The sequence below is a fragment of the Chromobacterium sp. W521 genome (genome assembly GCF_052805975.1).
Window position 1 is genome coordinate 49,826 of record NZ_JBRBAF010000004.1, and the last position, 22,083, is coordinate 71,908.

Below are 22,083 nucleotides of genomic sequence, written 5' to 3' on the forward strand. Positions count from 1 at the left end.
GGTGACTGCAAGGGTTTCCGCTACCATATCCGGTTCGATTCAAGATGATAAATGATGTTGCACAGCTCATTCGCCGCGCGGCTGACCGCCTGGCAAAAAATGCATGGACGCCATGATTTGCCATGGCAAGTCAGCGACCCGTACCGGATTTGGCTGTCCGAGATCATGCTGCAGCAGACCCAGGTCAAAAGCGTGCTGGAATATTACCCGCGCTTTCTCGCCCGTTTTCCGGACGTGGCGGCTTTGGCCGCCGCGCCGCAGGAGGATGTGCTGACACTGTGGAGCGGCCTGGGTTATTACAGCCGGGCGCGCAATCTGCACAAGGCGGCGCAGATGGTGATGGCTGAGTTTGGCGGCAGCTTCCCGGCCGAGCGCCAGCAACTGGAGCGTCTGCCCGGCGTGGGGCGTTCCACCGCGGCGGCGATTGCTTCTTTTGCTTTCGGCCGGCGGGAAACCATTCTAGACGGCAACGTCAAGCGCGTGCTGACCCGCTGTTTCGGCGTTGCCGGTTTCCCCGGCGAGAAGGCGGTGGAGCAGCGCTTGTGGTGCTTGGCCGAAACATTGTTGCCGCAGGATGAGGCGCTGATGAGCGCCTACACTCAAGGTTTGATGGACTTGGGCGCCACGGTGTGCAGCCGCGGCAAGCCGGCTTGTACCGTCTGTCCTATGGTGGACGGCTGCGTGGCGGCGCGCGAGGGGCGCACCGGAGAGCTGCCGACGCCGCGGCCCAAAAAGGCGGTGCCCACGCGCCATACGGTGATGCTGCTGGCCACGCACGAGGACAAGGTGTGGCTGCAGCGGCGGCCGCCTTCCGGCATTTGGGGCGGACTGTTGTCGTTGCCGGAGTTCGAGACCTCGACGCAGGCCGAGGACTGGCTGCAGCGCGCGGGGCAGGGCGACGCGTTGCCGGCCTGGCCGGAGTTGGAACATGTATTCACGCATTATCGTTTGATCATTACGCCGTTGCCGGCGCGCCTGGATGGCTTGAACGGCGGCGCGGCGATGGAAGACAACGGCCAGTGGCTGCCGTTGGCGGAAGCGCCGGACGCCGGTGTGCCCGCGCCGGTGCGCCGGTTGTTGTTGCGCTTGGCCGAGTAGCCGGGCGCTGTCGAAACACGATTTGATTGAGTTACTGGGTTGATATGGTTTCCGTAGTTCGTTCGATGGCTGACACCCTGGCAGACGCGGCTAATCCGCAGCGCTGGCTGGAGGGCTTGTCTTCTTCGCTGAGCGGCGAAGAGCAGGCGATGATCACCCGCGCCTTTGACGAGGCGCGCGCCCTGTACTGCGGCAAGACCATGGCCCAGACCGGCGAGGATTTGTTCAACCACGCGGTGGCCGCGGCCGCTATCGTGGCGGATCTGAATCTGTTGCCGGACGCCATCGTCGCCACCTTGATGTTCGCCGCTTCGGATTACCGCGATGACTGGCAGGCCTGGCTCTCCGAAACCTTCAATCCGACGGTGGCGGTGTTGGTGGAGGGGGTCAACGGCGTGCGCCGCATCACCGAGCTGGCGCGCATAGACAAGCTCTCCACGCCGGAGGAGCGCGCGCGTCAGGCGGAAACCATGCGCAAGATGCTGCTGGCCATGGTGGCGGACATCCGCGTGGTGCTGATCAAGCTGGCCTGGCGCACCCAGACCATGCACTACCTGGCGGAAGTGGCCGATGAGACGGTGCGCCGCCGCATCGCCACGGAAACGCTGGACCTGTTCGCGCCCTTGGCCAACCGCCTGGGGGTGTGGCAGATCAAGTGGGAGCTGGAAGACCTGGGCTTCCGTCATACCGAGCCGGACAGCTATAAGCGCATCGCCAAACTATTGGACGAGCGCCGGCTGGAGCGCATCGATTATATCGACCGGCTGCTGGACACCTTGCGCACGGAACTGAAGAACGCCGGCGTGAAGGCGGAGGTGGCCGGCCGGCCCAAGCACATCTTCTCCATCTGGAAAAAGATGAAGAAGAAAAAGCTGGATTTCTGCGAGCTTTACGACATCCGCGCGGTGCGTATTCTGGTGGAGCGGCTGCCGGACTGCTACACGGCGCTGGGCATTATTCACGGGACCTGGCAGCCGATTCCCGGCGAGTTCGACGACTACATCTCCCACCCCAAGGCCAATAATTACCGCAGCTTGCACACCGCGGTGATCGGTCCGGAGGACAAGGCGGTGGAGGTGCAGATCCGCACTTTCGAAATGCACGAGCACGCCGAGTTCGGCGTGGCCGCGCACTGGCGCTATAAGGAGGGCGGCAAGGGCGACGCCGCCTACGAGGAGAAAATCTCCTGGCTGCGCCAATTGCTGGACTGGCGCGAGGAGATGTCTGACCGCGAAGGTCTGGCCGAGGCGTTCAAGACCGAGCTGTTCGCCGACACCATCTATGTGTTGACGCCGCAAGGCCGGGTGATAGCCTTGCCCTTTGGCGCCACCCCCATCGACTTCGCCTATTCGGTGCACACCAATCTGGGTCACCGTTGCCGCGGGGCCAAGGTGGAGGGGCAGATCGTGCCCCTGTCCACGCCGCTGCAAAACGGCCAGCGGGTGGAAATTCTCACGGCCAAGGAGGGCGGGCCGTCGGTGAACTGGCTGCACGACGGCTGGGTGAAGAGCCATCGCGCCATTTCCAAGATCCGCCAGCACATCCGCCTGCTCAACGCGGACACCGTGCGCGAAACCGGCAAGATGCTGTTTGAGCGCGAGCTGGCACGCCACAGCCATATGCAACCCAATCTGGGCGCGCTGGCGGAGAAGCTGGGCTACGACAAACTGGAAGAAGTGTACGGCGCGCTAGGCCACGGCGAGCTGACCACGCGCGTGGTGTCCAACGCCATCGTCAGCTTCGCGCCTCCACCGCCGACGGACGTGGCGCCGGAAAGCCTGGTCAAGGCCAGTAAAGGCGGTCACGACGCCGGCGGCGTGCTGATCGAGGGCGTGGACAATCTGATGACGGTGCTGGCCAAGTGCTGCAAGCCGGCGCCGCCTGACGGGGTGATGGGCTTTGTCACCAAGGGGCGCGGCATTTCCATTCACCGTACCAATTGCCTGACTCTGAAGAAGCTGTCGGTGGCCGCGCCGGAGCGGCTGATCGCCGCGGAATGGGGCGATCAGCGCAGCAGCGTGTTCCCCATCGACATTGAAATCATCGCAATGGACCGCCCCGGCCTGCTGCGCGACCTGTCGGATGTGCTGTCGCGCGAGAAGTTGAACCTGATCGGCGTCAACACCCTGTCGCGCGACACCCGCGCCCGCATGCGCTTCACCGTGGAGGTGCGCCAGGTGCAGGACATCAGCCGGGTGCTGTCGCGAATGATGGAGTTGAGCGGGGTGCAGGAGGCGCGGCGTTTGTAAGAACCTGTTTACGATCTGCTGCGCGTCGGCGATACGGCGTTGAAACCGTGCTCAAAATGCTCATGTACAACTTGTACATTCCGCTTTTTCGTCCGTTTTCGCCTTGTCTCGCCTTAGCTCGCGAGATCGTAAACACGTTCTAAGGCGCGGCCGAGTTTGCGTTGGCACAAGTTCCCTGACGCTGTGCATTGCTTTGACTTGAAGAAATTTTCATAATGGTTTTTTTGCGCCGCCGCCAACCGGCGGCGCTGAAGCTTTGGAACGGCTGGCGAGTGCGGCTGGCCGTTTCTCATTGAAAGGTTTGTTAGCCCATGTCCGAATTGATCGCCGCGGCGCGCCGCGCTCTGTCCCTGATGGACCTCACCACGCTGAACGACGACGACACTCACGACAAAGTCGCCGCGCTGTGCCGCAAGGCCAAGAGCGAAGCCGGAACCGTGGCCGCGGTTTGCGTCTATCCGCGCTTCGTGCCCATCGCCAAGAAAACCCTGCGCGAGGCGGGCTGCCCCGAGGTGAAAGTAGCCACCGTCACCAACTTCCCGGCCGGCGACGACGATATCGCCATTGCGGTGGCGGAAACCCGCGCCGCGATCGCCTACGGCGCGGACGAGGTCGACGTGGTATTCCCTTACCGGGCGCTGATGGCCGGCAACCGAGAGGTGGGGGCGCAACTGGTGGCGGCCTGCAAGGACGCTTGCGACGGCAAGACCTTGAAAGTCATCATCGAAAGCGGCGAGCTCAAGGATGAGGCGTTGATCCGCGAGGCCAGCCTGATTTCCATCCAGGCCGGCGCCGATTTCATCAAGACCTCCACCGGCAAGGTGCCGGTGAACGCCACGCTGGAAGCGGCCGGCGTGATGTTGTCCGCCATCCGCGAAACCGGCGGCGCTTGCGGCTTCAAGGCGGCCGGCGGCGTGCGCACCGCGGCCGAGGCGGTGGAATATCTGGACCTGGCCGAGCATCTGCTGGGCGCGGAATGGGTGAGCGCGGAGCGCTTCCGTTTCGGCGCCTCCGGCCTGTTGGGCAATTTGCAGGCGGAAATTCAAGGGGGCGAGATCAAGCCGATCAGCGGCTACTGATCGCTCGCCGTTTCATCGCCGCTGACAAATCCCCTGATGCCGCGTTGCACCGACTTATCGGCGCGCCTTGCCTCAGGTGCTCTACGCGGTTTTGTCAGTGGCTCTTGGAACGTGTTTACGATCTCGCGAGCAAGAGCGAGACAAGGTGAAAACGGCTGAGAAAGCGGAATGGTCAAGTGGTGCATGAGCATTTCGAAGGGATGCTCATCGTGTAGCGCCCCACTACGCGCAGCAGATCGTAAACAGGTTCTTAAATCCTTGGCCGTGGCGTTGGGGCCCGGCCATTATTTATTGCTTGCGGCGCGCTGCGCCGCGGCAGGCGCAAGGCAGGGAGAATGCCATGTTTTTGCCTCAGGAAATCATTCGCAAGAAACGCGACGGCCAGGCGTTGTCGCAACAGGATATCCAACAGTTCGTCGCCGGCATCACCGACGGCAGCGTGGCCGATAGTCAAATCTCCGCACTGACCATGGCGGTGTACTTCAACGGCATGGCCCTGGAAGAAAACGTGCATATGGCGTTGGCGATGCGCGACTCCGGCCGCCGCATGCAGTGGAGCGACCTTAATCTGCCCGGCCCTGTGGTGGACAAGCACTCCACCGGCGGCGTCGGCGACGTGGTGTCGCTGATGCTGGGGCCGATGGTGGCCGCCTGCGGCGGCTTCGTGCCCATGATTTCCGGCCGCGGCCTGGGCCATACCGGCGGCACGCTGGACAAGCTGTCGGCGATTCCCGGCTACAATCCTTTCCCCAGCCCGGACGAGTTCCGCCGCGTGGTCAAGGAAGTGGGCGTGGCCATCATCGGCCAGACTTCGGACCTGGCACCGGCCGACCGCCGCGTTTACGCGGTGCGCGACGTGACTGCGACGGTGGAGTCGGTGGCGATGATCACCGCGTCGATTCTGTCCAAAAAACTGGCCGCCGGCCTGGACGCCCTGGTGATGGACGTGAAGGCAGGCACCGGCGCTTTCATGCCGACGATGGAGAAATCCGTGGAACTGGCGGAGCGCATCGTCAAGGTGGGCAACGGCGCCGGCGTGGCCACCAGCGCGCTGATCACCGAAATGAGCCAGCCGCTGGCCTGGACCGCCGGCAATAGCATAGAAACCCGCGAGGCGGTGCGTTACCTGAAGGGCGACGAGCGCAATCCGAGGCTGCATGAAGTCACCATGGCGCTGTGCGCCGAGATGCTGGTGGTGGGGAAATTGGCCAAGGACGAGGCCGAGGCGCGCGACAAGCTGCAGACCGCGCTGGATTCCGGCCGCGCCGCCGAGATCTTCGGCCGCATGGTGGCCGCGCTGGGCGGCCCGGCCGACTTCATGGAGAACTATGATTCCCATATGGCGCCGGCTCCCATCGTGCGCCCGGTGCTGGCCGAGCGCGCCGGCTTCGTCGGCGGCATGGACACCCGCGGCATCGGCATGGCGGTGTGCGCGCTGGGCGGCGGGCGCCGCCTGCCCAGCGACGAGCTGGATTTCCGAGTCGGCCTGTCCCGCTTTGTCGAGCTGGGGCAGCGCATCGACGCCGGCGCGCCGCTGGCTTATATTCACGCGGCAGACGAAAACAGCTTCGCCGACGCGGAGCGCCGCCTCAAGGCGGCGATCCAACTGGCGGACGCGGCACCTTCCGCGTTGCCGTTGGTCTATCAGAAGATTCGCCAGCAGTAATCCCGGAGCGGCAATATGAAACGAGCCATCATTCTCATTCTGGATTCGCTGGGCATCGGCGCCGCCGCCGACGCCCCGCAGTTCGGCGACGCCGGCAGCAACACGCTGGGCCACATCGCCATGGAGGCGGCCGCCGGCCGCGCCAACATCGGCCGCAACGGCGCGCTGACCCTGCCCAATCTATCCCGCATGGGTCTTGGGCACGCCTGCCGCTTGTCCTCCGGCTATTTCCCGGAGGGCATGGACCCGGCGGAGCCCGTGGCGGCCTACGGCTACGCGCGCGAGCTGTCCAGCGGCAAGGACACGCCCTCTGGTCACTGGGAAATCGCCGGCGTGCCGGTATTGTTCGACTGGGGCTATTTCAGCGACCACGACAACAGCTTCCCGCAAGAACTGCTGGACGCCATCGTCGCCAAGGCGGAACTGCCCGGCTATCTGGGCAACTGTCACGCCTCCGGTACCGAGATTCTGGATCGGCTCGGCGAGGAGCATATGAAGAGCGGCAAGCCCATCTTCTACACCTCGGCGGATTCGGTGTTTCAGATCGCCTGTCATGAAGAAACCTTCGGCCTGGAGCGTTTGTACCAGCTGTGCAAGATCACCCGCGAACTGCTGGAGCCGTACAATATCGGCCGCGTCATCGCCCGTCCCTTCGTCGGCGAAGGCAAAGGCCAGTTTGTGCGCACCGGCAATCGCAAGGACTTGGCAGTGGAGCCGCCGGCGGCTACTGTGCTGGAAAAACTGGCCAAGGCCGGCGGCGACGTGGTGTCCATCGGCAAGATCGCCGACATCTACGCCCATGTCGGCATTACCCACAAGCACAAGGCCACCGGCTTTGACCAATTGTGGGACGCCACCCTGGGCGCGATGCGCGATCACCGCGAGCGGCCGGCCATCATCATGGCCAACTTCGTCGACTTCGACTCCAGTTACGGCCACCGCCGCGACACCGCCGGCTACGCCCGCGCGCTGGAGGAGTTCGACGCGCGTCTGCCTGAGGTGATGGCGGCGCTTGGCGACGACGATATTCTGATCCTGTCCGCGGACCATGGCTGCGATCCCACCTGGGAGGGCACGGACCATACCCGCGAACATATCCCGGTGCTGTGCTACGGCAAGAACGTGCCGGCCGGCTCCCTGGGCGAACGCGCCACCTTTGCCGACATCGGCCAGACCGTGGCGGCTCACCTGGACCTGAGCCCCATGGATTACGGCCAGTCCTTCCTGTGAGACGCGGCTGAATGCAATACGCCTCGGCGTTAACGCGCCGAGGCTCTTTTGAATTTGGAGACTAAAGACGATGGCGACCCCACATATCAACGCCCAACCGGGCGATTTTGCCGAAACCGTGCTGATGCCGGGCGATCCGCTGCGCGCGAAGATGATCGCGGAAACCTTTCTGGAAGACGCCAAGCTGGTAACCACGGTGCGCAATGTGTTCGGCTACACCGGCACCTACCAGGGCAAACGCCTGTCGGTGATGGCTCACGGCATGGGCATTCCGTCCGCCAGCATCTACACCACCGAACTGATCAAGGACTACGGCGTCAAGAACATCATCCGCATCGGCTCTTGCGGAGCGGTGACGCCTGACATCAAATTGCGCGAGCTCTTCGTCGCCATGGGCGCGTCTACCGACAGCAAGGTCAACCGCATGCGCTTCAACGATCACGACTACGCCGCCATCGCCGATTACGGCCTGCTGCGCGCCGTGGTGGACACCGCGGCGGAGCAGGGCAAGCCGGTGACGGTGGGCAATGTGTTCTCCGCCGATCTGTTCTACGGCGTGCAGCCCAATATGCTGGAAGTGCTGGACAAAATGCAGGTCAAGGTCATCGAAATGGAGCTGGCCGGCATCTACAGCGTGGCCGCGCAATACGGCGCGCGCGCGGTGGGCATTCTGACGGTGTCCGACATTATCCCCACCGGCGAGGCCACCAGCGCCGAAGAGCGTCAAACCACCTTCCGCGACATGATGGAAGTGGCTCTGGCCGCGGCGATCAAGCTGTAAGCGTTTGCCGATTGTCTGACAGCGCAACGGGGCCTTTAGGCCCCGTTTTGGCGTCTGGAAGGGCAAAAATCGAGATAAGAGACAAGGCCGCTCCCAGTTTGCCTTGCAGTGCGGTGGTGATTTTGTCATTGATTTAATAGTGGTTTTTGTGTTTGTGACGTAAAAAGCCACGTTTTATAGTGCGATGCACAAAAAGCCTTGCAATGAAGCAAGTCTCTGCAGATAATGAAACCTGCATCAGGACGTGGCATGCAAAGTGTGCGTTTTGGTGTTGTCTCCTCCATCCTCCTTCTTTAGGTGGAACTTGGCGCAACAAAGCTAGATGTTGCGCTTTTTTTTTTGCCCCGCCTCCGCCAAACCCTTCATTCCAACCGCATTTTTCCCTCCGCGGGAGCATCGCCGCCCGGTAGCCGGATTTCTGTTGTCTCACAAGGGTTTGACAGCTGGATCGGGGCTGTAATAGAATCCGTAACTTTCAAGAATTACGATGGAAGAGTTCCATGAAGACCTTTTCTGCCAAGCCGCATGAGGTTAAACGCGACTGGTTTGTGGTCGATGCCAACGACAAGGTTTTGGGCCGCCTCGCTGCTGAGATCGCCCGTCGCCTGCGTGGCAAACACAAGCCGGAATACACCCCGCACGTAGATACCGGCGATTTCATCGTCGTGGTCAACGTCGAGAAGCTGCGCGTTACCGGTGCCAAGGCACAAGACAAGAAGTACTACCGTCACTCCGGCTACCCGGGTGGTATCTACGAGCGCAGCTTCACCGAACTGCAAGACAAGTTCCCGGAGCGCGTTCTGGAAAAAGCCGTAAAAGGCATGCTGCCGAAGGGTCCGCTGGGCTACGCCATGATCAAGAAACTCAAGGTGTACTCCGGTTCCGAGCATCCGCACACTGCTCAACAGCCGAAAGTGCTGGAAATCTGATTTTAAGGCGTAGAAATGAACGGTAAATACTACTACGGCACCGGCCGTCGCAAGAGCTCCGTCGCTCGCGTGTTCATGCAAAAGGGCTCGGGCCAGATCATCGTCAACGGCAAGCCGGTTGATGAATATTTCGCTCGTGAAACCGGTCGCATGGTAATCCGCCAGCCGCTGGCGCTGACCGAAAACCTCGAATCCTTCGACATCAAGGTGAATGTTGTCGGCGGCGGCGAAACCGGCCAAGCCGGCGCGATCCGTCACGGCATCACCCGCGCGCTGATCGACTTCGACACCGCGTTGAAGCCGGCTCTGTCCGCTGCTGGTTACGTGACCCGCGACGCTCGTGAAGTTGAGCGTAAAAAAGTCGGCCTGCGCAAAGCTCGCCGCGCCAAGCAGTTCTCCAAGCGTTAATTCGCCGAATTCTGTTTTCAAGAAAACCGCCTGCGTTTGCCAGGCGGTTTTTTCTTTGCCTGTCGTTTTCCCGCTTCTCCCCTTTCATATTGCACGGCAGCATCGCAGTGCCTACACTGTCGTTTTTGCGACGCTGTTTTATATAAAGGAATGGGCATGATCAAGGTGGGAATCGTCGGGGGCACCGGTTACACGGGTGTCGAATTGCTGCGCTTGCTGGCAGGCCATCCGTCGGCGCGCGTGACCGCGGTCACCTCGCGCAAGGAGGCCGGCATGAAGGTGGCCGACTTGTTTCCCAGCTTGCGAGGTCGCGTCGATCTGGCGTTTTCCACTCCCGACGAAGCCCGGCTGCAGGACTGCGATGTGGTGTTTTTCGCCACACCCAACGGTATTGCGATGAACGAGGCGCGCGAACTGCTGGCCGCCGGCGTGCGGGTGGTGGACCTGGCCGCCGATTATCGGATCCAGGATGTCGCCGAGTGGGAAAAATGGTACGGCATGAGCCACGGCTCGCCGGATCTGGTGGCCGAAGCGGTGTACGGGCTGCCGGAAATCAACCGCGAGGCCATACGCGGCGCGCGGCTGGTGGCGAATCCGGGCTGCTATCCGACCGCGGTGCAGCTGGGCTTCCTGCCCTTGATCGAAGCCGGCGCGGTGGAGCTGTCCAGCCTGATCGCCGACTGCAAGTCCGGCGTGTCCGGCGCCGGGCGCAAGGCGGAAGTGGGCGCCTTGCTGGCCGAGGCCGGAGACTCTTTCAAGGCTTACGGCGTGGCAGGTCACCGCCATCTGCCTGAAATCCGTCAGGGCCTGGGCCGTGCGGCTGCTCAGCCTGTGGGGCTAACCTTTGTGCCGCACCTGACGCCGATGATACGCGGCATCCACGCCACGCTGTACGCGCGGTTGAAGGCCGACGTTGATGTGCAGGCGCTCTTCGAGCGCCGCTACGAGGGCGAAGCCTTCGTCGACGTGCTGCCGGCCGGCAGTCATCCGGAGACGCGCTCGGTGCGAGGCGCCAATGTGTGCCGCATCGCCGCGCACAGGCCGCAGGGCGGCGACACCGTGGTGGTGTTGTCGGTGATAGACAATCTGGTCAAGGGCGCGGCGGGTCAGGCGGTACAGAACATGAACTTGATGTTTGGGCTGCCGGAACAGGCTGGGTTGGACATCGTTCCCTTGCTGCCATGAGACACCCGCGCATGCGCGGAAAGAACTAGTTCGCTTGAAGACTCGCCATCGGCCCCAATATCCGACTAAAATAGTGGGTGAATGCCGCTCTGCCGGCTTGAGAAGGGGTTTGAGAAACCACAGCGCGCGCAGCCAGGCCGCTGTGGACTGTTGGCGGGTTTCTCGAGGCCCCGGAACTGAATTGCGAGGTTTGACATGACTAATGCTGCAACTGAAATGCCGTCCCCGATCAACTTCAGCCAAAGCGCTTGTTCCAAGGTGCAGGAGCTGATCGCCGAGGAAGGCAATCCCGATCTGAAACTGCGCGTCTTCGTGACCGGCGGCGGCTGCTCCGGCTTCCAGTACGGTTTCACATTTGACGAAATCGCAAATGAAGACGATACCGCTATAGAGAGACAAGGCGTGACCTTCCTGGTGGATCCGATGAGCTACCAGTATCTGGTCGGCGCTGAAATCGATTACCAGGAAAGCCTGGAAGGCTCCCAGTTCGTGATCCGCAATCCGAACGCTACCACCACCTGCGGTTGTGGTTCGTCGTTCTCGGTGTGATCCGGACGCGGTAGAATACAGGCTCGGGCTATTGCCCGGGCCTTTTTTATGGGGACAACAAAATGAATAAGCTGCCACCCGTCGTCTTGCCGAAGATCGAATTCACGCGTGAATTCGCGTTTAGCGATGCCGACTTCGAGCGCATTCGCAAACTGATCTACAAGGAAGCGGGCATTTCGTTGAACCCGTCGAAGAAAGACATGGTTTACGGCCGCCTGGTGCGTCGCATCCGCGAGCTGAAGCTTCCCGGCTTCGCCGCCTACGTCGATTTTCTGGAGTCGATCAGCGGCAAGCGCGAGTTTGAACAGTTCGTCAACGCGCTGACCACCAATCTGACTTTCTTCTTCCGCGAAGAACATCATTTCCCGCTGCTGGCCGAGCATCTGAAGAAGAAAGCGGCGGCAGGCGGAGAACTGGCGATCTGGTGCGCGGCGTCGTCCACCGGGGAAGAGCCGTACTCGCTGGCGATCACCGCCTTGGAGGCGGTGCCGGGCGCGCGCATCAGCGTGCTGGCCACCGACCTGGACACCAGCGTGCTGGAAACCGGGCGCAAGGGCATTTACGCCGCCGACAAAGTGGCGCGCCTGCCGCCCGGTTACGCCGCGAAGTACTTCGACAAGCAGCCGGACGGCAGCTTCCAGGCCAAGGCCCAGCTGCGCAATATGATCACCTTCCAGCGTTTGAACCTGGTGGAGAGCAACTGGTCGGTTAAACGTCAGTTCGATGCCATTTTCTGCCGCAACGTCATGATTTACTTTGATCGCGACACCCAGTTCGGCGTGCTAAAGCGCTTTGCGCCGCTTTTGAAGCCGGACGGCCTGCTGTTCGTTGGTCATTCCGAGAATTTCTATTTCGCGTCGGATTATTTTCATCTGCGCGGCAAGACGGTTTACGAGCACGCGAAGAAGCCGTAAGAACCTGCTTCAAAGTCTCGCGAGCAAGGGCGAGACAAGGCGAAAACGGCTGAGAAATCTGAATGTGCAAGCGGCGCATGAGCATTCGAAGCTGGTTTCAACGCGGTATCGCCGACGCGTAGCAGACCATGAGCAGGTTCTAACAGCGGATTGCGGCTGGCAAGGCTAATGGGCAAGCGGGTCTTGCCCATTGGCTTTTGTGGAGAGTCGATGAGAGTAGTTGTCCTGGGCGCCGGCGTCATCGGCGTGTCCACCGCCTGGTTTTTGGCGGAGAGGGGCCACCAAGTGGTGGTGGTGGACCGCGCCAGCGGCGCGGCGAGAGAAACCAGTTTCGCCAATGGCGGCCAGATTTCGGTCAGTCAGTCCGAGCCTTGGGCTAATCCGCGCGCGCCTTGGCGGGTATTGAGTTGGCTGTTGCGCGACGACGCGCCGCTGTTGTTCCGGCCCCGGCTGGATGCGAGGCAATGGCGCTGGGGTTTGGATTTCCTGCGTGAATGCATGCCGGGGCGCAGCGAGCGCAATATGCGCCAGATGGTGGCGCTTGGCCTGTACAGCCGCGATACGCTGCGCGGCTTGCGCCGGGAACTGGGCATCGATTACCAGCAGTTGCAGCGTGGCATTCTGACTTTGCTGTTTTCGCCGGCGGAACTGGCGCAGGCCCGGAACGTCTGCGAACGGATGCGCGCGCTGGGTGTGGAAAAAAGCCTGCTGACGCCTCTGCAGGCGTTGGAGCGGGAGCCGGCCTTGGCGCGCATTCAGCCCGAACTGAGCGGCGCGTGCTGGAGCCCGGACGACGAGTCCGGCAACGTGCATCTCTTCACCGTCGCTCTGGCCCAGGCCTGTGCGCTGCGTGGCGTGGAGTTCCGCTTTCAGACGCGGATCAATGCGCTGGAGTGCGCCGACGGTGCGGTGAGCGGAGTGTCCGTTACCGCCGCTGACGGCGCTTACGGGCGGATTGAGGCCGACGCCTATGTTTTGGCGCTGGGCTCTTATTCGCCATTGCTGGCGGCGCAGGCAGGTTTGCGCCTGCCGGTGTACCCGGCCAAGGGCTATTCCGCCACTCTGCCGATTCTGGATGCGGCCGCCGCGCCGTTGACCAGCATTACAGACGAGGCCCACAAGGTGGTGGTGTCGCGGCTGGGCAACGAATTGCGCATCGCCGGCACTGCAGAGCTGTCCGGCTATTCCACCCACCTTGAGCCGCGGCGTTGCGATTTGTTGCTGCAACGCGGCCGCGCCTTGTTCGGCGACGCTTGTGATTGGGAGCGCGCCCGTTTCTGGAGCGGCCTGCGGCCGGCCACGCCGGGCAATGTGCCGCTGATCGGCCCCAGCCGCTTGAGGCGTTTGTATCTGAATACCGGCCACGGCACCTTGGGTTGGACCGAAGGCGCAGGCTCCGGGCGCGCGCTGGCCGAGATCATCAGCGGCGAAACGCCAGCGTTGGATTTTGAGTTTTGCCGTGCTTGAGCGATAGGCTCAACTGAAGCGAGTCGATGCCCGACGCATGGTAAAATCGCGCCGATTCGGATTCCCATCGTCCGCCGCCGGCGGGCTAAGCCATTCATATCCAGGAAAGATCGTCATGCGTATCGGAACGCCGCAAAGTCGCAGTGCCGTCAGGGTGATGTTGTTGGGCAGCGGGGAGCTGGGCAAGGAGGTGGTGATCGCCTTGCAGCGGCTGGGAGTGGAAACCGTCGCCGTGGATCGTTACGCCGGCGCGCCGGCGATGCAGGTGGCCCACGCCAGCCATGTGATCGACATGTCGGACGCCGCGGCCTTGCGCCGGCTGGTGGAGCAAGTGCGCCCGCATCTGATCGTGCCGGAGATCGAGGCCATCGCCACCGACGAGCTGCTGCGCATTGAGGCGGACGGCCTGGCCGAGGTGATTCCCACCGCGCGCGCCGCCCACTTGACGATGAATCGTGAAGGAATACGCAGACTGGCGGCGGAGGAGCTGGGGCTGCCCACCTCGCCGTACGCGTTCGCGTCCAGTTTGGAAGAGTTGCAAGCCGCGATAGACGACGGTATCGGCTACCCCTGCCTGGTGAAGCCGGTGATGTCGTCCAGCGGCAAGGGGCAATCCCTGTTGCGCGGGCCGGAGGACGTGGCCAAGGCTTGGCAGTACGCCGCCAGCAGCGGCCGAGTGGACAAGGGCAGGGTGATTGTCGAGGGCTTCATCGATTTCGATTATGAAATCACTCAGTTGACCGTGCGCGCGACGGACGAGGCAGGCGGCATCGCCACGCATTTCTGCGCGCCGGTCGGTCATTTGCAGCGCAGCGGCGATTACGTGGAAAGCTGGCAGCCACAGCCTATGAGCGAGTTGGCCTTATTGCGCGCGCGCGAGGTGGCCAAGGCGGTGACCGACGCGCTGGGCGGCCGAGGCTTGTTTGGCGTGGAGCTATTCATCAAGGGCGATCAGGTATGGTTCTCCGAAGTGAGCCCGCGGCCGCACGACACCGGTTTGGTGACGCTGGCGACTCAGCGCTGGTCCGAATTCGAACTGCACGCGCGGGCCATTCTGGGCCTGCCGGTGGACGCCGCGTTGTTTAGCGCCGGCGCGTCGGCGGTGATATATGGCGGCCTGGACGAGGCAGGCATCGCCTTTGACGGCGTGGATGCCGCCTTGCGAGTGCCGGGGGCGGACTTGCGTTTATTCGGCAAGCCGGAAAGTTATTTGAAGCGCCGCATGGGCGTGGCTCTGGCTACGGCGGAGACGGTGGAACAGGCCCGCGAGCGGGCCAGAACGGCGGCCGCGCTGGTGCGGCCGACGACGGGGAATAAAGCGTGAGCGATGAAGTGCGGGAAATGACGCCCTATCAATTGTTGGGCGGCGAAGGCGTGGTGCGTTGGTTGACTGACCGTTTTTACGACATCATGGATAGCGATCCGGCGGTCAAGCCGCTGCGCGATATGCACCCGCAGGACCTGAGCGGTTCGCGCCAGAAGCTGTTCATGTTCCTGTCCGGCTGGCTGGGAGGGCCTTCCTTGTACATGGAAGCCTTTGGCCATCCGCGGCTGCGCATGCGCCATATGCCGTTTGCGGTGGACGAGGCGGCGCGGGATCAGTGGATGTCCTGCATGAGCCGCGCGGTGGACGAACTGGTGGCCGAGGATTGGCTGAAACAAAAGCTGATCGAGGCTTTCCACAACACCGCCGATTTCATGCGCAATCAATAAAAAACTTGCAGCCGGCGCGCCAGTGTCCATGATGAGAGGAGGTTCTCGCATTTCATCTGGCGGAGATGGAGCGCATGGCGTGCAAGTTGTTGATATTGTGGCTGGGCTTGTGGGGATGCGCGGGCGTTGCTGAGGCGTGTCTGCCGCAAGCTTGGGCTTGCGCCTCGCCGTCCGACGAGGGAGGCAAATCCGCTCCCCGGAGCGCTGGCAAGGACATCACCATTGGCGGCCTGCGCTTTGAGCGCGAAGCGGTCAGCAACCGTCTGTCGTTGTCCCCGGTGCTGGACTTGAACAAGCAAGCTCAGCTGTCCTTGCGTTTGACGCCCAAGCAGTTTGGCCTGCGTTTGAAAGTGAACACGGACTGAGGCCCGTAGCCGCCTCAGCTTCCTGACAGCGGCGGAATCGAGTAGGTGCCGGTGACATGGGCCACCGGTTCTTCCAGCTCGGCCGACAACAGCAAGACCTCTCCCACCGCCAGCCGTTTGCCCAGTTTCAGGATGCGGCCTTCCGCAATCACGTCCGCCGGCGGCGGCTTACGCAGGAAGTTGATGTTGAGGCTGGTGGTGACGGCCAGCTCCACCCTGCCTATCATCCCCAGCACCACGGCGTACAGCGTGGCGTCGGCCAGCGCCATCAGGGCGGGGCCGGCGATGGTCCCGCCCGGCCGGATCAGGTCCGGGTTGAAGTGCATGCGCAATACCGCGCCGCCGTCGGCAATGGACTCGGTCCGGATGCCGAACAGGCGGACCAAGGGCAGTTCCTGATCGATCAGGCTTTGGAATTCCGGGACGGATAGACGAGGCATGGGGCGCTCCGGCGCGATGACCTAAACATCATCAAGCGCCGGGGCCCGGACGTCAATGCCCGGGGGCTGGACTCAGCGCGGGCGGTGGCCGCGTTCGATCAGGACGCCGACGCGTTTGACGCCGGGCAGAATGCCCAGCTTGGTAACCGATACCCTGGCCCAAGGCGCGCCGAAGTCCTCGCGGATCACCTTGGCGATGTACTCCGCCAGCGCTTCCAGCAGCAGGAAATGCTGCTCCGCCAGCGCCTTGCGCAAGCGCTCCACCACGACACCGTAATGTATGGTGTCGCCGATATTGTCGCTGTGACAGGGCGCTTCGCTGGGAATGCCGATTTCCAGGTCGATTTCAATGGTTTGCGGGGCTTTCCGCTCCCATTCGTAGACACCGATAATGGTGTCGGCGCGCACTTCGCGCAGGAATATGATGTCCATCAGTTTGTCTGGGAGTTGGGGTTTGCCGCCCGATACCGTAAAATCCGAAGCCTTCTATTCTAATGGATACACCATGACCACGACAGCTTTTGCCTTTGTTGTTGCGGCTTATCTGATTGGCTCGCTCTCGTTCGCGGTGATTGTCAGCAAGGCCATGGGCATGGCCGACCCGCGCAGTTACGGCTCCGGCAACCCGGGCGCCACCAATGTGTTGCGCAGCGGTAAAAAGCTGGCGGCGGTGCTGACCTTGCTCGGCGACGGGGTCAAGGGCTGGGTGGCGGTAGCGTTGACCGCCTGGTTCGGCCCGCAATACGGCCTGGGCGAGCAGGCTATCGCGATGTCGGCGCTGGCGGTGCTGATCGGCCACATGTGGCCGGTGTTCTTCGGTTTCAAGGGGGGCAAGGGCGTGGCCACCGCGGTGGGGGTATTGCTGGGCTTTAGCCCGTGGCTGGCGCTGGCGGCATTGGCCACCTGGTTGTTTGTCGCTTTCGTGCTGAAAATCTCCTCGCTGTCCGCCATCGTCGCCTGTGTGCTTACACCGGTATACGCTTACTTCATCGTCGGGCCGCAAAGCGTTTATTTCGGCAGCTGCATCATCATCGCCATTCTGGTGGTGCATCGCCATAAGTCCAATCTGATCAAGCTCCTGACGGGGCAAGAGGACAAGATAGGCGGCAAGGGCACCGACAAGAGCTCCTCCTGAACTGTGTTCCGCCAAACATAAAGGCCGTCAATTGCGACGGCCTTTTGTTTTTGAGCAGCCAGGATCAGCCGTCGGACAGCACCCGCAGGTGGGCGGCCACGCTGCGGCCCAGCGCCGACAGGTCGTAGCCGCCTTCCAGCACCGATACCACGCGGCCGTCGGCGTAGAGATCGGCAATCTGCATCAGGTGGCGGGTCACCCACTCGTAATCGGCCTCCACCAGCCCCAGAGAGCCCATATCATCTTCGCGGTGGGCGTCGAAGCCGGCGGAGATGAACAGGATCTGCGGCCGGAAGTCGTGCAAGATCGGCAGCCACACCGTCTCCACCGCTTCGCGGAATTCGCGTCCGCCGCTCCCGGCCTTGAGCGGCACGTTGTGCATGTTCGGGCCCAGCGGCGCATCGCCGCAATAGGGGTAGAACGGATGCTGGAAGATGGACACCATCAGCACTCTGGGGTCATCGCGCAGGATTTCCTCGGTGCCGTTGCCGTGATGGACGTCGAAGTCTATCACCGCCACTCGTTCGAATTGATAGTGAGCCAGCGCGTGGGTGACGCCGATCGCGAGATTGTTGAAGAAGCAGAAACCCATCGCCTTGCCGCTTTCGGCGTGATGGCCGGGCGGGCGCACCGCGCAGAAGGCGTTGGGCGCTTTGTCCTCGGCCACTAGTTCCACCGCTTTGACCACGGCGCCGGCGGCGCGCCGGGCGGCTTGCAGCGTGCCGGCGGACATCGCGGTGTCCGGATCCACGCGAAAAGTGCCTATGCTGGGAGAGCAGGACTCCAGATATTCGAGATAGTGCGGAGGATGCACGCGCGCCAGTTGTTGTTCGGTGACCTCCGGCGCTTCGATTTCCTGCAGCCCGTCCAGTATCTGCGAGGCCATGAGCTGGTCGCGGATGGCGATCAGGCGCTCCGGGCATTCCGGGTGGCCCACGCCCATATTGTGCTGCAGACAGTCCGGGTGGGTGATGTAGGCGGTGAGCCCAGAGCGTTGCAAGCGATTTTTCAGCCAGGTCAACACGTGCGATTCCTTGTTGCGTACAATGGGCGCGGGATATGTGATATCGATAAATAGTGCGCGTAAGCGGGTGCAAATGCAATCTCTCTCCATTGCGTATCGTCAACTGAATCAGCTGATCCTGGGTAAGCCACAGGCAATCCGCCTGGCCTTGACCTGCTTGATCGCTCGCGGCCATTTGCTGATCGAGGACGTTCCCGGCGTGGGCAAGACCACGCTGGCGCACGGCCTGGCCGGGGTGCTGGGCCTGGAGTACCGTCGGGTACAGTTCACCAGCGATCTGCTGCCCTCGGACATTCTGGGCGTCAATATCTACCAGCGAGATTCCGCCTCCTTCCACTTCCATCAGGGGCCGGTGTTTTCCCAGGTGCTGCTGGCCGACGAGATCAATCGCGCGTCGCCCAAGTTGCAATCCGCCTTGCTGGAGGCGATGGAAGAGCGCCAGGTTTCGGTCGACGGCGCCACCTATCCCTTGCCCGAACCCTTCTTCGTCATTGCCACTCAGAACCCGGCGGAGCAAGCCGGCACCTTCCCTTTGCCGGAGTCGCAGCAGGACCGCTTCCTGATGCGCATTTCGCTGGGCTATCCGCCGCGCGAGGCCGAACTGGCCTTGCTGCAAGGCGAAGACCGCCGTCAACTGCTGGCTCAACTGGTGCCGGCCTTGCGTCCCGGCGACTTGGTCGCGCTGCAGCGTCAGGCCGCGCAGTTGACCGTGAGCCCGGCCTTGGCCGGCTATGTGCTGGCTTTGGTGGAGGCCACGCGCCGGGACAGCCGCTTCGCCTCGGGACTGAGCCCGCGCGCGGGTTTGGCGCTGGCGGCCGCGGCGCGCGCCTGGGCTTTGCTGGAAGGGCGCGATCACGTGTTGCCGGAGGACGTAAAAGCGGTTTTTCCCAGCGTAGCCGGCCATCGCCTGTTAGGCTGCAATGGCGGCGACGCCGCCAGCGGCCTGCTCGCCCATGTTCCCATCCCTTGATCCGCGCCGCCGTTTGCGGCAATGGATGCTGCGCCGCGCGCAGCCGCAGCCGCAGTGCCGGCTGGAACAAAACCGGATCTATCTGTTGCCCACCCGTTTTGGCCTGACGCTTGGCCTGGTGGCGCTGGCGGTGTGGATAGGCGCATTGAACTACGACGTCAGCCTGGCCTACGCCTTATCGTTCTGGGTGGCCGGCTTGCTGCTGGTGGCGGTGCTGCTGGCTTACCGGCAATTGGCCGGTCTGCAGCTGCGCGCGCTGGACGCGGAGCCCGTCTTCGCTGGCGATGCCGCGCGTTTCCGCGTGTTGCTGCGGCATGAGGACGACGGCGAGCGTCAACTGAGCTTGGCGCTTGAGGATGGCGTGGAGACCCGGATTGAACGGCTGCCCGGCGGCGCGGAGTTCGAGGTGGAACTGAGCGTCTGCGGCAGCCGGCGCGGTTATATGGCTTTGCCGGCCTGTCAGATCTGGAGCGAGGCGCCGTTTGGCCTGGTGCGCGCCAGCGCTTGGGTCAGGCTGAGGGCTCAGGCGCTGTTGTTTCCCGCCCCTCTGCAGGACGGCCAGCGCGGCCGCAGCCTGGGTGGCGGCGATCAGCCCAGCGATCAGCCGGGCGAGGAAGAGGACTTCTCTCATCTGGACGCGTATCGAGTCGGGGATTCGCCGCGCCGCATTGCCTGGAAAGTGCTGGCGCGCAGAGGCGCGTTGGTCAGCAAGCAATTTGCCGGGGAAGGGAGCGCCGGCTTGCTGGCTTTGGATTGGCAGGATTACGGCCGTGGCGGCGACGTGGAGCTCAAGCTGTCGCGCTTGGCTTGGCGCGTCGAGCAATGCGAGCGCCTGCGCCAACCTTATGTGCTGAAGCTGCCGACACGCAGCGTGGGCCCGCAACCGCAACAGCGTTTATTGGCGCTGACGGCCCTGGCTTTGTATCTGGAGCGCGGCGATGAGCGTCCCTGATCGCGGCAGGGTGTGGCCGACGCTGGCGGCGGTGGCCCTGAGCGCCGCGCCGCTATGGTTGCATCTGCCGTTGTGGCTGGTCGCCTTGGCCTTTGCCTTATTGCTGGGCAAGGCGGTCTTGGTCTGCCGGCGCAGAGCGCCTCCTGCGTTCTGGTGGCTGTTGCCGCCGCTGCTTTTGGCCGCCTGGCTATCCTGGCGCACGCTCGGCACCCTGGTGGGGCGGGAGGGCGGCGTTGGTATTTTGCTGCTGCTGCTGGGTTTCAAGGCGCAGGAGTGCTCTCAACTGCGGGATTGGCGGGTGTTGATCGCCCTGGGGGTGTTTCTGGCCGCCATGCCCTTGCTGTTTGATCAGTCGCCGGTGGCGGCGGTCTGGCTGGCTCTGAGCCTGTTGGCGCTGACCGGCGCGATGGCGGCGCTGGAGGGCGCGCCGTGGCGAGGCAGCCTGCGTTCGGCCGCGTCGGCCCTAGGCCTGGCGCTGCCCTTGATGCTGGTCTTGTTCGTAGTCATGCCGCGGCTATCCGGGCCGCTGTGGAGCATGCCCAGCGAACCGGGCAGACAGGCGGTCAGCGGCCTGGGCGATAGTTTGGCGCCGGGCAGCGTCAGTCAGCTGATTCTGAGCCGGGAGCCGGCGTTTTCCGTTGTGTTCCCGCAGCGGCCGCCGCAGCGGGCGCAGATGTACTGGCGGGTCTTGTTGCTGGATCGTTTCGACGGCAGCCGCTGGAGCGGCGGCGAGGCGCGCGGCGAGGCGGAGGAGAGCGTCAGCGGCGGCGAGGCGGTGGAGTACGCGATCACGCTGGAGCCGGACAAGGGACGCTTGCCGGCGCTGGATGTGCCGCAGCCGGGCGAAGGCGCGTCGAGTTTGCGATACGGCATGGTGTTGCGCGGAGACGGCAAGGACAGCAGGACGCAGCGGTTTCACGCCGTCAGTCGGCTGGGCGCGCGCTACCAGGCGGTTTTGTCCGACTCCGAGCGCGCGTTTTACCTGCGCTTGCCGCCCGGCAATTCCCGAGCTCGCGCTTGGGCGCGAGAGTTGGCGGCGCGCGGAGAGGGCGCTTTCGTGCCGGCCGCCTTGCAGGCGTTTCGCAGCCAGGGCTTTCGCTATACGCTGAATCCGTCGTTGTTGGACCAGCAAGACGAGATCGATCAATTCCTGTTTTCCAGCCGGCAAGGTTTTTGCGAGCATTACGCGTCGGCATTGGCGTTTCTGGCGCGCGCCGCCGGCATGCCGGCGCGGATTGTCGTCGGTTATCAGGGCGGCGAATACAATCCGGTAGGGCGTTTCTGGCAGGTGAAGTCGTCCGACGCTCACGCTTGGGTGGAGATTTGGCTGGCGGGGAGCCGACAATGGCTGCGCGTCGATCCCACCGGCGCGGTGGCGCCGCTGCGTCTGGCGGACGGCGCGGAACAAGCTGTGCCGGCGTTGAAGGAAGGCGGGGTGACGGGGTTGCCGCCGGCCTGGTTGCGTAATTTACGTCAAAACTGGCAAGCGGCGGGCTTTGCCTGGCAGCAATGGGTGGTGGGCTATGACGCCGCTCGGCAGCGTAACGTGTTTCAACGCTTGGGGCTGGGGGAAAGCGTGAGCGCGACCAGCGTGTTGCAGGCTTTGTTTGTCGGTGTCTTGCTGGCGGGCCTGCCCTTGGCTTGGTGGTGGCGGCGGGGCCGCGGGCGGGAGGAGCCGATGGCGCGGGGATGGCGGCTGCTGTTGGAGCAACTGCGCCGGCGCCGGATTGAGGCCAGCTCTTGCGATGGTCCTTTGGAGCTGCTGCGCCGCGCCAAGCCCGGTTTGGCGGATGCGGAATACCGACAGCTGAAGGCGCTGGTGCATGATTACGTGGCCTTGCGCTACCGCTCGCGCGCCGTAGACGCCGCTCGGCATATGGACTGGCTGCGCCGCTGCCGCCGTTTTCGTCTGGCGCGCAAATAACGAAG

The 22,083-nt window shown here is 63.2% G+C and carries 22 protein-coding genes; 19 read left to right on the top strand and 3 right to left on the bottom strand.

Annotated features, from left to right (window positions below):
* Positions 1-57: 57 nt before the first annotated feature.
* The 15 genes from mutY (at position 58) to ACUXV1_RS06815 (ending at position 15,633) form a co-directional block, all read left to right on the top strand.
* A complete protein-coding gene (gene mutY, locus ACUXV1_RS06745) occupies positions 58-1,098 on the top strand; it encodes an A/G-specific adenine glycosylase (RefSeq protein WP_081554397.1) in 1,041 nt (346 codons plus the stop codon).
* A gap of 44 nt (positions 1,099-1,142) precedes the next feature.
* The gene (locus ACUXV1_RS06750; protein ID WP_043592768.1) at positions 1,143-3,347 is read left to right on the top strand and encodes a RelA/SpoT family protein; all 2,205 of its coding nucleotides are present in this window, start codon (positions 1,143-1,145) and stop codon (positions 3,345-3,347) included.
* 311 nt (positions 3,348-3,658) lie between these two features.
* On the top strand, positions 3,659-4,426 hold the full coding sequence (deoC, locus tag ACUXV1_RS06755; RefSeq protein WP_043632209.1) for a deoxyribose-phosphate aldolase: 768 nt from the start codon (positions 3,659-3,661) through the stop codon (positions 4,424-4,426).
* Positions 4,427-4,766: 340 nt separating this feature from the next.
* Complete coding sequence (gene deoA, locus ACUXV1_RS06760; RefSeq protein ID WP_043632212.1) at positions 4,767-6,092, top strand: thymidine phosphorylase; 1,326 nt, start codon at positions 4,767-4,769, stop codon at positions 6,090-6,092.
* 15 nt (positions 6,093-6,107) lie between these two features.
* Complete coding sequence (locus ACUXV1_RS06765) at positions 6,108-7,322, top strand: phosphopentomutase (RefSeq protein WP_446014780.1); 1,215 nt, start codon at positions 6,108-6,110, stop codon at positions 7,320-7,322.
* A gap of 70 nt (positions 7,323-7,392) precedes the next feature.
* Entirely contained in the window at positions 7,393-8,103 is a 711-nt protein-coding gene (gene deoD / locus ACUXV1_RS06770; RefSeq protein WP_043632219.1) for a purine-nucleoside phosphorylase, read from the top strand.
* A 500-nt stretch (positions 8,104-8,603) separates the two neighbouring features.
* Positions 8,604-9,032, top strand: a complete 429-nt coding sequence (rplM, locus tag ACUXV1_RS06775; RefSeq protein WP_019102901.1) for a 50S ribosomal protein L13 — start codon at positions 8,604-8,606, stop codon at positions 9,030-9,032.
* Between the two features lie 15 nt (positions 9,033-9,047).
* Positions 9,048-9,440, top strand: coding sequence for a 30S ribosomal protein S9 (gene rpsI, locus ACUXV1_RS06780; protein ID WP_019102900.1), 393 nt, complete (start codon positions 9,048-9,050; stop codon positions 9,438-9,440).
* A gap of 156 nt (positions 9,441-9,596) precedes the next feature.
* Entirely contained in the window at positions 9,597-10,625 is a 1,029-nt protein-coding gene (gene argC / locus ACUXV1_RS06785) for an N-acetyl-gamma-glutamyl-phosphate reductase (RefSeq protein WP_446014781.1), read from the top strand.
* Positions 10,626-10,841: 216 nt separating this feature from the next.
* Positions 10,842-11,174, top strand: a complete 333-nt coding sequence (erpA, locus tag ACUXV1_RS06790; RefSeq protein ID WP_019102898.1) for an iron-sulfur cluster insertion protein ErpA — start codon at positions 10,842-10,844, stop codon at positions 11,172-11,174.
* A 62-nt stretch (positions 11,175-11,236) separates the two neighbouring features.
* Positions 11,237-12,088 (top strand): CheR family methyltransferase, encoded by an 852-nt coding sequence (locus ACUXV1_RS06795; protein WP_043632226.1) that lies wholly within the window; start codon positions 11,237-11,239, stop codon positions 12,086-12,088.
* Between the two features lie 210 nt (positions 12,089-12,298).
* A complete protein-coding gene (locus tag ACUXV1_RS06800; protein ID WP_043632230.1) occupies positions 12,299-13,555 on the top strand; it encodes a D-amino acid dehydrogenase in 1,257 nt (418 codons plus the stop codon).
* Between the two features lie 115 nt (positions 13,556-13,670).
* Positions 13,671-14,879, top strand: coding sequence for a formate-dependent phosphoribosylglycinamide formyltransferase (gene purT / locus ACUXV1_RS06805; protein ID WP_114151993.1), 1,209 nt, complete (start codon positions 13,671-13,673; stop codon positions 14,877-14,879).
* Complete coding sequence (locus ACUXV1_RS06810) at positions 14,876-15,268, top strand: group II truncated hemoglobin (RefSeq protein ID WP_231138240.1); 393 nt, start codon at positions 14,876-14,878, stop codon at positions 15,266-15,268. The genes purT and ACUXV1_RS06810 overlap by 4 nt, the downstream gene beginning before the upstream one ends.
* Positions 15,269-15,342: 74 nt before the next feature.
* Complete coding sequence (locus ACUXV1_RS06815; protein WP_152596948.1) at positions 15,343-15,633, top strand: hypothetical protein; 291 nt, start codon at positions 15,343-15,345, stop codon at positions 15,631-15,633.
* A 14-nt stretch (positions 15,634-15,647) separates the two neighbouring features.
* Here the strand turns inward: ACUXV1_RS06815 and ACUXV1_RS06820 are convergent, their stop codons facing one another.
* Together ACUXV1_RS06820 and ACUXV1_RS06825 are read right to left on the bottom strand one after the other, a co-directional pair.
* Positions 15,648-16,073 (bottom strand): PaaI family thioesterase, encoded by a 426-nt coding sequence (locus ACUXV1_RS06820; RefSeq protein WP_081554369.1) that lies wholly within the window; start codon positions 16,071-16,073, stop codon positions 15,648-15,650.
* Positions 16,074-16,145: 72 nt separating this feature from the next.
* The gene (locus ACUXV1_RS06825; protein WP_019102891.1) at positions 16,146-16,505 is read right to left on the bottom strand and encodes a dihydroneopterin aldolase; all 360 of its coding nucleotides are present in this window, start codon (positions 16,503-16,505) and stop codon (positions 16,146-16,148) included.
* A 73-nt stretch (positions 16,506-16,578) separates the two neighbouring features.
* On the opposite strand from ACUXV1_RS06825, the gene plsY reads away from it, so the two are divergent.
* Positions 16,579-17,208 (top strand): glycerol-3-phosphate 1-O-acyltransferase PlsY, encoded by a 630-nt coding sequence (plsY, locus tag ACUXV1_RS06830; RefSeq protein WP_019102890.1) that lies wholly within the window; start codon positions 16,579-16,581, stop codon positions 17,206-17,208.
* Positions 17,209-17,272: 64 nt separating this feature from the next.
* Here plsY and ACUXV1_RS06835 read toward each other — a convergent pair whose 3' ends face one another.
* Complete coding sequence (locus tag ACUXV1_RS06835; protein ID WP_244269578.1) at positions 17,273-18,232, bottom strand: histone deacetylase family protein; 960 nt, start codon at positions 18,230-18,232, stop codon at positions 17,273-17,275.
* A gap of 73 nt (positions 18,233-18,305) precedes the next feature.
* On the opposite strand from ACUXV1_RS06835, the gene ACUXV1_RS06840 reads away from it, so the two are divergent.
* Genes ACUXV1_RS06840 through ACUXV1_RS06850 form a run of 3 tightly spaced genes read left to right on the top strand, consistent with a single transcriptional unit; the run spans position 18,306 to position 22,078 of the window.
* Positions 18,306-19,202 carry an AAA family ATPase gene (locus ACUXV1_RS06840; RefSeq protein WP_446014782.1) on the top strand — a complete coding sequence of 299 codons (897 nt, stop codon included), beginning with the start codon at positions 18,306-18,308 and terminating at the stop codon, positions 19,200-19,202.
* Positions 19,186-20,154 (top strand): DUF58 domain-containing protein, encoded by a 969-nt coding sequence (locus tag ACUXV1_RS06845; RefSeq protein ID WP_446014783.1) that lies wholly within the window; start codon positions 19,186-19,188, stop codon positions 20,152-20,154. The genes ACUXV1_RS06840 and ACUXV1_RS06845 overlap by 17 nt, the downstream gene beginning before the upstream one ends.
* Positions 20,141-22,078, top strand: coding sequence for a transglutaminase family protein (locus ACUXV1_RS06850; RefSeq protein WP_446014785.1), 1,938 nt, complete (start codon positions 20,141-20,143; stop codon positions 22,076-22,078). The genes ACUXV1_RS06845 and ACUXV1_RS06850 overlap by 14 nt, the downstream gene beginning before the upstream one ends.
* Positions 22,079-22,083 lie beyond the last annotated feature (5 nt).

Bases quoted from the DNA above. Each gene is read 5' to 3' on its own strand.
- deoC (WP_043632209.1), top strand. From the start codon at position 3,659: ATGTCCGAATTGATCGCCGCGGCGCGCCGCGCTCTGTCCCTGATGGAC.
- deoA (WP_043632212.1), top strand. From the start codon at position 4,767: ATGTTTTTGCCTCAGGAAATCATTCGCAAGAAACGCGACGGCCAGGCG.
- ACUXV1_RS06815 (WP_152596948.1), top strand. From the start codon at position 15,343: ATGGCGTGCAAGTTGTTGATATTGTGGCTGGGCTTGTGGGGATGCGCG.
- ACUXV1_RS06825 (WP_019102891.1), bottom strand. From the start codon at position 16,505: ATGGACATCATATTCCTGCGCGAAGTGCGCGCCGACACCATTATCGGT.
- rpsI (WP_019102900.1), top strand. From the start codon at position 9,048: ATGAACGGTAAATACTACTACGGCACCGGCCGTCGCAAGAGCTCCGTC.
- ACUXV1_RS06850 (WP_446014785.1), top strand. From the start codon at position 20,141: ATGAGCGTCCCTGATCGCGGCAGGGTGTGGCCGACGCTGGCGGCGGTG.
- ACUXV1_RS06820 (WP_081554369.1), bottom strand. From the start codon at position 16,073: ATGCCTCGTCTATCCGTCCCGGAATTCCAAAGCCTGATCGATCAGGAA.
- erpA (WP_019102898.1), top strand. From the start codon at position 10,842: ATGCCGTCCCCGATCAACTTCAGCCAAAGCGCTTGTTCCAAGGTGCAG.
- plsY (WP_019102890.1), top strand. From the start codon at position 16,579: ATGACCACGACAGCTTTTGCCTTTGTTGTTGCGGCTTATCTGATTGGC.
- purT (WP_114151993.1), top strand. From the start codon at position 13,671: ATGCGTATCGGAACGCCGCAAAGTCGCAGTGCCGTCAGGGTGATGTTG.
- ACUXV1_RS06845 (WP_446014783.1), top strand. From the start codon at position 19,186: ATGTTCCCATCCCTTGATCCGCGCCGCCGTTTGCGGCAATGGATGCTG.
- ACUXV1_RS06765 (WP_446014780.1), top strand. From the start codon at position 6,108: ATGAAACGAGCCATCATTCTCATTCTGGATTCGCTGGGCATCGGCGCC.
- rplM (WP_019102901.1), top strand. From the start codon at position 8,604: ATGAAGACCTTTTCTGCCAAGCCGCATGAGGTTAAACGCGACTGGTTT.
- argC (WP_446014781.1), top strand. From the start codon at position 9,597: ATGATCAAGGTGGGAATCGTCGGGGGCACCGGTTACACGGGTGTCGAA.
- ACUXV1_RS06795 (WP_043632226.1), top strand. From the start codon at position 11,237: ATGAATAAGCTGCCACCCGTCGTCTTGCCGAAGATCGAATTCACGCGT.
- ACUXV1_RS06800 (WP_043632230.1), top strand. From the start codon at position 12,299: ATGAGAGTAGTTGTCCTGGGCGCCGGCGTCATCGGCGTGTCCACCGCC.
- ACUXV1_RS06840 (WP_446014782.1), top strand. From the start codon at position 18,306: ATGCAATCTCTCTCCATTGCGTATCGTCAACTGAATCAGCTGATCCTG.
- ACUXV1_RS06750 (WP_043592768.1), top strand. From the start codon at position 1,143: ATGGTTTCCGTAGTTCGTTCGATGGCTGACACCCTGGCAGACGCGGCT.
- deoD (WP_043632219.1), top strand. From the start codon at position 7,393: ATGGCGACCCCACATATCAACGCCCAACCGGGCGATTTTGCCGAAACC.